The organism is Halomonas campaniensis (genome assembly GCF_002211105.1).
GTDB classification, from domain to species: domain Bacteria; phylum Pseudomonadota; class Gammaproteobacteria; order Pseudomonadales; family Halomonadaceae; genus Vreelandella; species Vreelandella campaniensis_A.
Genome location: NZ_JPUA01000034.1, coordinates 899,224 through 910,851, shown reverse-complemented (window position 1 = coordinate 910,851; position 11,628 = coordinate 899,224). Strand labels below are relative to the sequence as shown.

Sequence of the window (11,628 nt, the reverse complement as noted above, 5' to 3'; positions counted from 1 at the left end):
GGTAGCTCCTTGGCAGTGTTATCTTCGGCATACGTACTAAACCGAAGCAGCAACTAGCGCTAAGTTGATTTTTGATGAATTATGCGCTAGTGCCGTTTTTAACCCGCTCTAGATCCGCATCGACCATCATTTTGCATAGCGTCTCTAGGCTAGTTTGCGGCTGCCAGCCTAGCTCATTGGTGGCCTTGGCAGGATTACCTATGAGCAGCTCTACTTCTGATGGGCGATAAAATTGTGGGTCTATCACCACCACGACATCACCGGTGGCAATATCCGTGGCGATTTCTTGTTCAGCTTCACCTTCCCAGCGTAGTTCAATGTCAGCCGCTTTAAACGCCAGGGTGACGAAGTCGCGCACGGTTTCGGTACGATTGGTGGCAAGCACATAGGTGTCCGGCGTGTCAGCTTGTAGCATGCGCCACATCCCTTCTACATACTCTTTGGCGTAACCCCAGTCACGCTTGGCATCCAGATTACCCAGGGCCAAGTGAGTTTGTTTGCCTAGCTTTATACGAGCAACGCCATCGGTAATTTTGCGGGTGACAAACTCGCGACCGCGCAGAGGCGATTCGTGGTTAAACAGAATGCCGCTGGTGGCGAAGATGTTATAGGACTCGCGGTAATTGATTGTCATCCAGTGGGCGTAGAGTTTTGCCACGCCATAAGGGCTGCGTGGGTAGAAGGGAGTGACTTCGGTTTGCGGCACTTGTTGTACTTTGCCAAACATTTCCGACGTTGAAGCTTGGTAGAAGCGGATAGAGGTATCCACAATACGGATCGCTTCCAGCAAATTCACCGCTCCTAACCCAGTTATTTCAGCCGTCGTTATAGGCTGATCAAACGAGACGCCTACAAAGCTTTGAGCAGCAAGGTTATAAATTTCGCTTGGTTTACACTGCTGCACCAAGCGAATGCTGGAGGATAAATCGGTAAGGTCATACTCCACCAGATGCAAGTTGGGGTGGTTCTCTATGCCCAACTCCTCTATACGCCAAAAGTTAACAGAGCTGGTACGGCGGTAAGTGCCGTACACGGTATAGCCTTTTTCAAGCAGTAACTCGGCAAGGTAGGCGCCGTCCTGGCCCGTTATTCCTGTCACGATAGCGTTCATGACGCAGTTCCTTTCTTCATAGTAAGTTTTTCACAATTGGTTTTTCATCGTCAGCTCACGGCCAACGCAATCGGATATTGGCTGTCTCTGCGGTAGTCAAGTGCGTTAAGTATTGTGGCGGGCTCACTTTAGGTGTCAACCTGATTTAACTCAGCCGTTTGAAGCAGCAAGTTATCCACTAGCGCCGCGCTGAGCAAACCATGGTAGCGATTTGCAAGCGTTAACCAATCGCGCTGGGTTAGCCATTGTCCACGGGCTTTGTGGTATTCATCCCTTTTGGACTCTGGTGCATTCAGCACACGGGTAATCCCTTCGGCAATATCATGACTATCGAAGCCTCTGGTTTGCCATACGATGTCTTTTACTTCGTCAAAGATGGGAGCGGGCGTGGTCAGGATGTTCGGGCACGCCGCCACCGCTGTACGTACCGCCGCACTGCTGGACTCCTGAGTGTACTGGTACGGCAGTACCACTGCGCTGCACTCTGCCAGGTAGCGCTGAGCCTCTTCCAGCGGCAGAAAGTCGGTGACCCACTCAATATGATTTTCTATACCCAAGCGCTGAGCAGTACGCTGACAGCGAGCTAGCTCCTCTTGTGAGCTAGGCTCATCACGCACTGAGGTTACCAAACGCAAGGTGGCACCTACCGGCACTGCCTCCTGCTTACGCAGAGCGGCGAAAGCTTCAATTAGCGTATTTACCCCTTTATGAGGTAGCAGGAAGCCGAAGCTACCAATAATAGGTGCCTGGCTGCCTGCAGAAGCCGGAGCGTATTGGCAGGCATCTACCCCCTGGGGTAGTTGAGTAACGTTGTCGGTTAAACCAATACGTTTTAGATAGTTTAGATCATCTATAGTATGGACAAACACTCGATCAAAAGTAGCTAGTGTGGCGGCCACAGTGCGACGACGCGCGCTGTCAAAGTCGATCACGGGACGAGTAGTGTGCAGGGTAATGTATACCCGTTGTCCCTTGCGACGACACTGCTGTACTTGTTTTTGCAGGTCACTATCCAGCTCATAAAATGCGAAGTGGTGCTGCAGCCATATTACGCTGCCAACTGCGCCTACAAGCGTAGGACTTTGACCACGCTGCCAATTACGGCTCACGTGCAACTGATTTTCCTGTTCGTTTGGTTTGGGCTGCTGGCCTTTACTAAACCGTGGAGCAGAGATATCGCAGGTAAAAGCGGGATCGACTTCTCCAAGGGCGCTGACCAAATGGGCACTATATTGAGCAATACCGCAGGGCTCATCCCAACTTGAATACAGACTTATTGAAAGCGGCGGCAGGGGCTGCCGGGCAGCCGTCTGTAGGCGACCGAGAGCGCCCAATACGGAATCCACAGCAGAGGTCGAGAAAAAGCGCGCCTGCATGGCATTGTGTAGCTCGTCGGCGTGCCCTAAGGCCCTTTCGCCGCCGTGGCGGAGTGCTTGTACATGTTGCTGTACCTGCTCTACAACGCTTGTCACACTAGGCTCTGACCATACCGCTTCGCCTGCGCTAAAGTGGGATTGAGCATGGTCAAAACAGTAGTTTATCCACCCAGAGCATTGGGCCGGGGCAAAATCGGTATGAGCACCGTAGCCGGTAACTACCAGCATACGGGAGAACTCTCCTGCTTCAATGGCAGGCATGTTGAGACCTTCGCCCCTGCTGGGAAGCACCACGATATCAGCCGCTTGGTAGAGCGCAGCCATTTGTGCAGCGTCAAAATCTTCCATAATGATATGCAGGCGATCACGGTGCTGTTCGCTAACGTATTGCTCTACCCAAACATCTACCTGGTTGTGAGGATTAGGGAAAGTTTTTAAGGTTAGTTTTAACTGAGAATCCTGAGCTGCAAGCTGTTCAAAGGCTTGCAGCAGCACGTCTACGCCTTTACGCGGAAAGGCGGAGGAGATGTGTAGCAAATTAACGGTCTGCTGCTGTGCAACCTGAGCAAGGTCATTTGCACTACTCTGTATAGCATGTGGATTAGCCACCAGCGGCAGCGCAATCACGTGGATAGGTAGTTTACAGCCACTGTCCATGAGTACTTTTTTCACGAACCAAGCAGTGACAATTACCCCAGCATAATGTTGATTCAGAGTGTCAACCATGTCGCTTGGCACCCAGGACTCTTCCCAGAAGAACAGGGCGACCGGCAGTTCAAAGCGGGGATCAGGTTTAATTAGTGGATAGTGATGGTAAAGCGCGACGCGCTGTTCCGGTGCTAATGTCTGCCACGCAGAAGGGTCAGTAAGAGTATTTAGCTGAGCGGTTTCTTCTTCGCCACCAGGCGTGTTGCGAACTTGGCACTCTAGGCTGGACTCGTGAGGGACTAACCACAGCACCGGCGAATGCTCACTGGCATGCAGCCGATTTAACAGGTGCCGGTTTACCGAGGCGAGGCTGTAGCTACCATTAATATGACCTTCTAGGCGAATACCTTTTGGAACCAAGGACTTATCGGCTAACGTAGCATCGCGAAGTGTTAGCGCCTCCTGGCGTACAGCGGCAGTTACGTCAGCATCTAAGTTTTTGAAGTCCTCTTCGCGGAGCTGTCCCGCTCGACTAAACAATCCTTCACTAGCAGCCATGCGCTTTAAAACCCGCACCTTCAGAGCCGGAAAGCGATTAAGCACCTTAAGTGCCAGCCGTTTTAACCAGGGTATTTGTGCCAGGCGGCGCAAAAGTTTTCCGAAAGACTGAGCGGATCCCCGCTTCCAGCCCATTACCTGGCGTAGTGGCAAGGTTATACGCCATGAGCGACTCTGGAGTACGCTGTTAAGGTGATGTTCCAAGTGGGCATTGTGCTGCTCTAATAGCTGCTTTTCTTGAGCTACTTGATCGTACTTGACCAATTGTTGCTGGCATCGCGCTAGCTGCTCGGTTTGCTCCTCAATTTTGGCGGCCAGGGTCTCCAACGTGCCTTGCTGAGACTCAGTTAGCTTATCCAGGTAGTCAAACCAAGGGGCGCTGGCTTCATCGGCTTGCTTATGTGCAATAAGTGCGTAATCGGGATAGGCGGAGACCACCCAATCCAGGTAATGGCGCAACGGGACGCCCTCTTCTGGAGGCTTCGGGCCGTTTAGACGCAAAATATTAGCTTTAGCGTAGCCAGTATCGGTAGCCACAAAATGCAACAACGGTGGTGGCAGCGGGTGTAGATGGGTAGGATCAAGATAGAAGCTCCACAACCCAACGGTTAGGTTTTCGGGATTGGGAGTTTCGAGAATTAGCACCCCACCCGGCACTAACGCTCGATGCACTTCTTGAATCAGCGTGACCAAGCTATCGAACGGAATATGCTCGGCAATGTGAAAGCCAGTTACCGCTGCCAGGGTATTTGTCGGGGTTTGCTCCAGGGCGGTTAGCGCGTCATTCACTTCAACGTACAGGCCGCTTTCATTACACGCCTTGGCCATGCTTTCGTTGGTATCGATACCTTTGGCGGGCCAGCCATTTTCCTGCATTAGTTCCAACCACTCGCCCCGACCTGAGCCTAAGTCGACCACCTGAGCCTCGGGGTAACGCGCCATAATGGGCGCCAACAGTGGTATATACACCGTTAAGCGATCTTTAATAGCGCCTTTCTCGCCGCGAAAGTGGTTGGTAAAACGGGTATAAAAATCCATTAAACTGACTCGTTAGATTCTGAACTTTTCGCGGTTTGCCGCTCGCACTCGATAGTGGGCATGATCCAACTGCTGCCCAAAAAGAAGTCTTTTTCCATATTGACCATTTGGAACACCAGCGCGTGATCGACCCATTGATAGTTGTGAGTCAAGTGAGTATCGCTGCTGTGTAGGGAAAGCGACACAGAATAACTACCAGGGCCAAGATTCGCATTGAAGCGCATGCGATAGGTGAGCGTTTCGCCAGCGCTTAGCTCCCGTTCGACTTGATGAGTGTGCCAAGTATTAGTGCCAAACACATCTTGGCCTACACGATCTTTAAGCTTATAGCCTATCACTAGCTCTGGCAGGTCAGCGCTAATGGCCACGGTGATCCGCAGTTCGACTTCCTGCCCGACATCGACAACATCCAGTGGATTGCCACTAGCAGCATGTAGGCTTACCTGCCTTATACTAGCCTCACCTGACCCTGAACGGGTTTGAATTTGCCCACTGTCTAGAGGGGTGATTTCTACTTTATCGTTCTCTTTTTTAGCAATAATGGCATTATAGTAATCCATGATATCTTGGGGCATACCATCCTGTAGTACCCTGCCCTGCTCTAACAAGATAGCCCGGTCACAGAGGCTCTGTATGGCCGCCTTGTCATGGGAAACTATCAACAGCGAAGTGCCTTGACGCTGGAACTCGCGAATGCGGTCAAAACTTTTGTGTTGGAAATACGCATCACCCACTGAAAGCGCTTCATCAACAATCAAAATTTCAGGGCGGAAGGCAGTGGCGACTGAGAAAGCAACACGCATTTGCATACCACTCGAATAGACCCGCATTGGCTGGTCGAAGTACTCCCCTATTTCTGCAAAGGCTTCTATATCGTCCATGGCGGCATCAACTTGTGCGTGAGTGAACCCCATCAACCCCGCCGAGTGCAGTACATTTTGCCTACCGGTTAGCTCACCATTAAAGCCCATTCCCAGCTCTAAAATAGCGGCTACGCGACCATGAGTACGTATATATCCCTCAGAGGGACGCAGCGTACCCGTTATCATCTTAAGCAACGTGCTTTTACCTGCGCCGTTTTGCCCCACGATGCCTACAGCCTCACCCTGGGCGACATCAAAATTGATATCGCGCAGTATCCAAGTCTCTTCTTGGGGTTGAACCGTGCTGAACCAGCTAACTACACGCATAAGCTCATTGCGGTAACGGCGATACGCTTTGCCTAGTTCACGCACTTCCAATAACGGCTTCGGGGTTACGTTGGTGGTGCGGTTCATAGAGCATCCACCATTTCCGGGCTGGCTTTGCGGAAAAGCAACGCGCTGAGAAACACTAACCCAGCACCCAAGAGCGTTAAGCCCGCCAGGGCGGGGATCGAAGGTGCTTGGCCGTAGGCCAGTACATTATGGTAAGCACCTACCAAGTGAAAAAGAGGATTGAAGGACAAGATTGCCTGCAGAGAAGGAGGGACAATTTCTGCAGGATATACCACCGGGGTAAACCAAAATAAAAACTGAAGCACAATCGGCATCAGTTGACCAATATCGCGAATAAAGACGTTCAAAATGCCCAGCATTAATCCCAACCCTAGCGCCAACAGCACGGTTATGCCGGTAAGTACAGGCACCCATAGCAAAGTACTGGGGGTAAAGTGCCCAAGCACGGCAAACACGACCAAAATCACCGCAAACAAGGCAAGATTATTGATCAAGCATGAGCCCGTAATGATTACCGGTAGCGCGATTTTAGGAAACACGAGCTTTTTCATCAGGTTGGCATTTTCAATAAACACGCCTAAGCAGCGATTGAGTATTTCGCTAAATAGGCTCCAGCCAAGCATCCCCGCCGTTAGGTAAATGGCGTAGGCGTATTGACTCTCGATACCGGGCAATTTGGCAGACAGTACAGCGGAAAGAATTAGCGCGTAAATAAGCACCATTGAAAGCGGGTGAATTATCATCCAGGCACCGCCGATTCGGCTACGCGCAAAACGTGTCACCAGCTCGTGGCGAATCGATGTGGCAATAAACTGGCGATAGCGCCATGCCCCTTTTAGGGATTCCAGCATTCCGTTACCTTTTTACGCGTAATGAGCCGTTATTGACTTAAGTAAATTAGTCTCAAAGGGCGCCATGGTAAGCCAAGCGCTTATTGGACACCACCGTTACTGGCAGCGCCCTGCCTCGTAAGTTCCTCCCTATGGCACTTACTTCAGCTCCACTTACTGTTTGGGTAGAGCGAAAGTGTGATGCTTTGCCAGTATGTAGGTACTCACTGCGGCAATAGCAATGGCGATTAACATGGCTAGCAAAGGGGACAACGGCGTGAGCAACAATAGCCCTAATGCAGCGTAGTTTATCCCTAGTCCTGTTAACGACATCAGCAGAAAACGGTGTAAGGTGGTTTGTCGTTTAAAGGTAACCCGCTGGTGGCCCCAAAACGAGACGCTAAATGCGACTAGCCAAGCGATAAAATTGGCAAGAGCTATGGCTCGGCCATGCATTAAAGCATACAGCAGCGTGGCCACTGCCATGTGGGTAGCTGTAGCGACACCTCCAACGGCGATAAAACGCAGGGCTTGTAGAGCTTCCGCGCGAGTTTTACTCATCCGCCAATGGCCGAGGGTTGTTCGTTCGCTGCGGATCTGGAGGCCTCCTGCACTACGTAAAGCGGGCGGCCTTTTACTTCAATAAACAACCGTGCGATGTATTCACCCAGTATGCCAATCGAGAGTAACTGCATACCACCGAAGAAAAGCACTACGCTCATCAACGATGCATAACCTGGCACATCACGCCCACCAAGTAGTACGCTGGCTATCAAAATCAGCATATAGACAAAGGCAATTAGAGCAACACCTGCCCCTACATAGCTCCATACGCGCAGTGGAATCGAGCTAAATCCCACCAAACCATCCAGGGCAAAGTTCCACAGTTTCCAAAAACCGAACTTGCTTTCGCCTGAATGACGTGAGGGACGCTGGTACGGCACACCTTTTGATTTGAACCCGGTCCAGGCGTAAAGCCCTTTCATAAAGCGATTGCGTTCGGGTAGCTGTAACAACACATTAACTACTCGACGAGACATCAGCCGGTAATCACCTGCATTGCCTGGAATAGGGGAGTGAGTAATGCGGTTAAATAGGCGGTAAAAGCCTTTGGCAGTAGTGCGCTTAACAGCAGAGTCTTCGGGGCGTGAGGCACGCACGCCGTATACCATATCGTAGTTTTCTTCACGCCAAAGGCGCACAAACTCGGGGATCAGTTCAGGCGGATCCTGAAGGTCAACATCCATAGGAATAACAGCATCGCCTTGCGCGTGGGCCAGCCCTGCGGTCAAAGCGGCTTCTTTGCCAAAATTACGACTGAAAGAAACAAAGCGTATGCGTGCATCCTGCTGATTAAGCACTTTTAATTGAGCAAGGGTTTCATCGGTAGAACCGTCGTCGATAAATAGAACCTCGAATGCTGGGGTACAGGACTCCAGCACCGGTAGTACCTGAGCAATAAACGACTGCAATGAGTCACGTTCGTTTAACACGGGCACAATAATACTTAGGCGCCAACTGGCGTTGCTCATTTCGTTTCCTCAGGTGTTGGTTGCCAAGCGAAAGTCGCCATGGGTGTAGCGACACACTGTACATTAGCGAAGGCACAGGTATTTTGCGCTGTCTCAGGGCTGGTGATGGCATACATCACGTCAGGGTTAAGCTGTCCCACCGACAGCGCTTGCAAAGAGGAGGCTGATGCCTGACGAATAATGGGCAGCGTAATGCGTGCCACATAGGCGACGTTGATTGTCATATGGTGCTGGCCTGCTAACCAAGCGAGTGGCAGCATACCGACAATATCATCAGCGTGGGAGATGTGCAGTGCCTGGCGCCGGCTTAACGCTTGCTGCAGCGCGGGGGTTTGCCAGCCAACAAAGCGTGGGTCTTCTACCATGCGGTAAGCGTTGGCTTCTTGGCTGCGCTCATGAAAGTAGCGGTGCCAGTGATACAAATCGAAGAACTGTAGAGCCAGGATAGCATAAGCGACTATTATGAAGGGGCGGGGTGCTAGGCGCCGTGCAAATACAAGCGCAGCCGCAAAAATAGCCAAGTACATGAGCACCCAGACCATTCTTCCACTAGCGCGTAAAATAGCGCGCAGCGGTTCAGGCCAGGGCAAAGGTAAACTGACTGCGTATGAACCAATAACTATTTTATTACTTAATGCAAAAACGAATAGGCCCACTGCCAGTACTGCCAAGCCATAAAGCTGCCACTTATACTCAGCGGATATGCGCAGAGGCTGCTTGATATAAAGTAGCAGCGCCCCTATCCACAGTGCTAATACGCCCATTCCAGTATAGGCCATGCCTTCATACTGACCGACAATACTAGGCACCCAGGAAGGAAGCAGCGCAGATGCACTAGCAATGCCAGGCAGGTAGCTGTAGGCATTAAAATAGGTCGCAAGCTCTGCCGAATAAAACCCGAACCCGCCTGCACCTGGTGAATCACCACTGCTATGCAGATATCCTACGGCCCACATTACCCATAAGATAAATAACGGCTGCAGCAAGCTATAGCTTCCCCAACCCAGCCACCAACGCTTCTTTAGGTTATGTTGGATATAGAAATGATATCGCTCTATGCTGCCCAGCAGCCACCATACCCCCCAGAATATACCCACCAGCAGAAACAGATAAAAATGCACCATCACTGCCACCGTCAACAATAATCCCCACTGGCTACGAGTTCCCCAGCCCGTGTCTTGGCGAAAGAGCACTAAGTAGATGGCGAATAAAAATGTCCAATGCCCCATTAACGATTCGTGCCCTGCCCCCCCAGGCCCACGGAAGAGCACGTTGGGCATGAAGGCAACCATAAGGCTGAACGCAATCACCACGAGCGCAGGCATTCTAAAACGGCTGAAAATACAGCTGGCAGCAGTGGCATTGAGCACCACGTGGCCCCATGAGGCTAATCCCTGATATTGAAATGGATCCGGCAGCCATGCCTGGATTAACTTCAGGGGAATGGCAATCAATGGCAGAGAGTCGGTAAATACAATACTGCTGCGTACTTCTGTGCCGAAGGTGTGTAGAGCGCCAATTGGCCAGCTCCACTCCTCATGGCGGTAGTAGTGCCAACCAAGGAAGTGCTGAAGCAAATCACCTTCTTGCAATAGCCACTCCACTTGCAACGGATTGAGAATACCCGCATAGAGGTAGCTTGCCAGCAGACCAGCGATGCTGGCAGCAAGCGCTATTGTAACGCGGGGGCGGATATCCATTTCCAAGACCTTTGAGCATGGGGAGATTTCTGGAAGCGGGTATATTACCAATAGTCGGCGTACGGCGCACATGGCATTGCCTTACCACTAACACAGGGCGACTATCAGGTATGCTATGCTGCGCGCCGTTTACTATTGGCTCTATTTTATTACTCTAAACCATTCAACCCGCCCTTGAGTGAGCGCCTGCGGCATGATCTTTAGCACACCTGAGTTTCTCTTTATTTTTTTACCCACTACTTGGCTAATTTTTTGGCTATTGTCATTATATGCTAATCAGCGCTTATTACTTGGCTGGTTGGGGCTGGCGTCCTTTGCCTTTTATGGCGTATGGGACATTACGCTACTCCCGCTTTTAGTGGGCAGTATTGTCGTTAACTATTGGCTGGCTGGCTATGTATCCAGGCCAAGCCGGACTTGGCTATGGCTGGGCGTTGGTTTCAACCTAGCGCTGCTGGGCTGGTTTAAGTATTCCGTTTTTTTCCTTTCATTCGCTGCCCTCCCACCGCAAGCGTTTAGCCCTTTGGTGCTGCCGCTGGGAATTTCTTTCTTTACCTTTCAGCAAATTGCTTTCTTAGTCGATATTCGCCAAGGGGTTATTCAAAGAGGGCCGCTCTCAATTTACGGCGTGTTTGTTAGCTTTTTCCCACAGCTGATTGCCGGCCCTATTGTTCATTACCGAGATTTAGCTCCTCAGCTTGCGCGTTTACAGGCGCCAAGCTCTTCAGCTGTTCGGTGTGGCCTGCTGTTACTCATCCTTGGGCTGGCTAAAAAGTTAATAATTGCCGACAATTTGGCACCTTATGTGGAGCACCTTTATAACACCCCCGCGAGCTCAATCGTCGCAGGTGATACGCTTTTGGCGGGCTGGTCATATGGTTTACAGCTCTATTTTGATTTTTCAGGCTATGCGGATATGGCCATTGGCCTAGCGTTACTGTTTGGCATAAAGCTGCCCGAAAATTTTGCTTCCCCCTACCAAGCGAGCGACATTCAAACATTTTGGCGACGCTGGCATATAACGCTTTCACGTTTTCTTCGCGATTACTTGTATGTTCCCCTCGGAGGTAGCAAACACGGCTTACCACGCCACTTATTTGCGTTATTCATAACGATGCTGTTAGGAGGGCTTTGGCATGGTGCAGGCTGGCAGTTTTTGTTATGGGGGGGTATGCATGGGGCTTTATTAGCCGTAATGGTTTTATGGCGGCAATTTAGCCTATTTCGCATGCCCAAAACCGCTGGCTGGCTTTTGACCTTTTGTACTGTAATGCTCGCCTGGGTGCCTTTCCGAGCAACCAGTCTTGAACACACTTGGTCTCTCTATTCAGGCCTGACAGTATGGGAGTGGGGGGCGCTTGGTGAGCTTGTAAGCACCCTAGGCCAAGGGGCCATGTCTCTACGCTCACCTGGACTGCTTATCATAGTGGCAACGCTAATTGTGTTGGTAATGCCAAATAGTATGGCGTGGGTGAAGCAGCTGAACCAACCTCGCCACTATTTTTGGCAAGGCGTCGTCGCTGGCGGGGTATTATTAGTAGTGATGAAAGCAATGCAGGATCTGCCCAGCCAGGCTTTTCTTTATTTTAACTTTTAGTCCTACGCCCTCCTAAAGGAA

The 11,628-nt window shown here is 51.0% G+C and carries 8 protein-coding genes; 1 reads left to right on the top strand and 7 read right to left on the bottom strand.

Annotation, left to right across the window (positions count from 1 at the left end; all coding sequences use genetic code 11):
• Window positions 1-79: 79 nt before the first annotated feature.
• From gmd to JI62_RS16525, 7 genes are all read right to left on the bottom strand, one after another.
• Entirely contained in the window at window positions 80-1,111 is a 1,032-nt protein-coding gene (gene gmd / locus JI62_RS16555; RefSeq protein ID WP_088701187.1) for a GDP-mannose 4,6-dehydratase, read from the bottom strand.
• Window positions 1,112-1,239: 128 nt separating this feature from the next.
• Window positions 1,240-4,731, bottom strand: coding sequence for a glycosyltransferase (locus tag JI62_RS16550; RefSeq protein ID WP_088701186.1), 3,492 nt, complete (start codon window positions 4,729-4,731; stop codon window positions 1,240-1,242).
• Window positions 4,731-6,008, bottom strand: a complete 1,278-nt coding sequence (locus JI62_RS16545) for an ABC transporter ATP-binding protein (RefSeq protein ID WP_088701185.1) — start codon at window positions 6,006-6,008, stop codon at window positions 4,731-4,733. Before JI62_RS16545 ends, JI62_RS16550 begins: the two co-directional genes overlap by 1 nt.
• Entirely contained in the window at window positions 6,005-6,799 is a 795-nt protein-coding gene (locus JI62_RS16540) for an ABC transporter permease (protein ID WP_088701184.1), read from the bottom strand. Before JI62_RS16540 ends, JI62_RS16545 begins: the two co-directional genes overlap by 4 nt.
• A gap of 153 nt (window positions 6,800-6,952) precedes the next feature.
• Complete coding sequence (locus tag JI62_RS16535; protein WP_088701183.1) at window positions 6,953-7,339, bottom strand: GtrA family protein; 387 nt, start codon at window positions 7,337-7,339, stop codon at window positions 6,953-6,955.
• A complete protein-coding gene (locus JI62_RS16530; protein ID WP_088701182.1) occupies window positions 7,336-8,310 on the bottom strand; it encodes a glycosyltransferase family 2 protein in 975 nt (324 codons plus the stop codon). The genes JI62_RS16535 and JI62_RS16530 overlap by 4 nt, the downstream gene beginning before the upstream one ends.
• A complete protein-coding gene (locus JI62_RS16525; protein WP_088701181.1) occupies window positions 8,307-10,010 on the bottom strand; it encodes a DUF6311 domain-containing protein in 1,704 nt (567 codons plus the stop codon). The genes JI62_RS16530 and JI62_RS16525 overlap by 4 nt, the downstream gene beginning before the upstream one ends.
• A 193-nt stretch (window positions 10,011-10,203) precedes the next feature.
• Here JI62_RS16525 and JI62_RS16520 point away from each other — a divergent pair, with 193 nt between their 5' ends.
• Window positions 10,204-11,607 carry an MBOAT family O-acyltransferase gene (locus JI62_RS16520; protein ID WP_088701180.1) on the top strand — a complete coding sequence of 468 codons (1,404 nt, stop codon included), beginning with the start codon at window positions 10,204-10,206 and terminating at the stop codon, window positions 11,605-11,607.
• Window positions 11,608-11,628: the final 21 nt, after the last annotated feature.

Coding starts and splice junctions, on each gene's coding strand:
- gmd (WP_088701187.1), bottom strand. CDS start 1,111: ATGAACGCTATCGTGACAGGAATAACGGGCCAGGACGGCGCCTACCTT.
- JI62_RS16550 (WP_088701186.1), bottom strand. CDS start 4,731: ATGGATTTTTATACCCGTTTTACCAACCACTTTCGCGGCGAGAAAGGC.
- JI62_RS16545 (WP_088701185.1), bottom strand. CDS start 6,008: ATGAACCGCACCACCAACGTAACCCCGAAGCCGTTATTGGAAGTGCGT.
- JI62_RS16540 (WP_088701184.1), bottom strand. CDS start 6,799: ATGCTGGAATCCCTAAAAGGGGCATGGCGCTATCGCCAGTTTATTGCC.
- JI62_RS16535 (WP_088701183.1), bottom strand. CDS start 7,339: ATGAGTAAAACTCGCGCGGAAGCTCTACAAGCCCTGCGTTTTATCGCC.
- JI62_RS16530 (WP_088701182.1), bottom strand. CDS start 8,310: ATGAGCAACGCCAGTTGGCGCCTAAGTATTATTGTGCCCGTGTTAAAC.
- JI62_RS16525 (WP_088701181.1), bottom strand. CDS start 10,010: ATGGATATCCGCCCCCGCGTTACAATAGCGCTTGCTGCCAGCATCGCT.
- JI62_RS16520 (WP_088701180.1), top strand. CDS start 10,204: ATGATCTTTAGCACACCTGAGTTTCTCTTTATTTTTTTACCCACTACT.